The 324-nt window shown below is 37.0% G+C and carries 1 protein-coding gene; it reads right to left on the bottom strand.

Going from position 1 to position 324, the window contains the following annotated elements; genetic code table 11:
- Positions 1-39: 39 nt before the first annotated feature.
- Positions 40-324 (bottom strand): Na+/H+ antiporter subunit E (locus AAEY62_RS21290; RefSeq protein WP_350636359.1); only part of this gene is annotated, 285 nt, incomplete at its 5' end.

The raw sequence follows: 324 nt of genomic DNA, 5'->3' as shown, positions 1-324 counted from the left end.
CTAATCCAATCATGCTAAATACAATTAATAATACGGTTTCTAACATTGAAATATCTCCTTTAAGGGAGCCTCATAACGCTCTTTTATTTGTTTAATAAGTGCTTGCTCGTCTTTAAGATCAAGTACATGAATAAGCAAATAACGCTGTTTTGGTTGCTCACCTTTATTAAGTGATTCTAAAATAGGATATACCTCAGCGCTCACAGTGCCAGGTGTGAGTGACACGCAGCTTGCCAAAATAGTAATCGGCATTTCATGGGTTAAATCTACGGGTACTTTAACAAATGCTGGGCGCATGTTTTTACTTGGCCCAAGTATTAATAC

It is taken from the genome of Pseudoalteromonas sp. GW168-MNA-CIBAN-0100, from assembly GCF_040309225.1.
Taxonomy (GTDB): domain Bacteria; phylum Pseudomonadota; class Gammaproteobacteria; order Enterobacterales; family Alteromonadaceae; genus Pseudoalteromonas; species Pseudoalteromonas arctica.
Note: the sequence above shows the minus strand (reverse complement) of the source record. Positions and strands in the feature narration are given on the sequence as shown.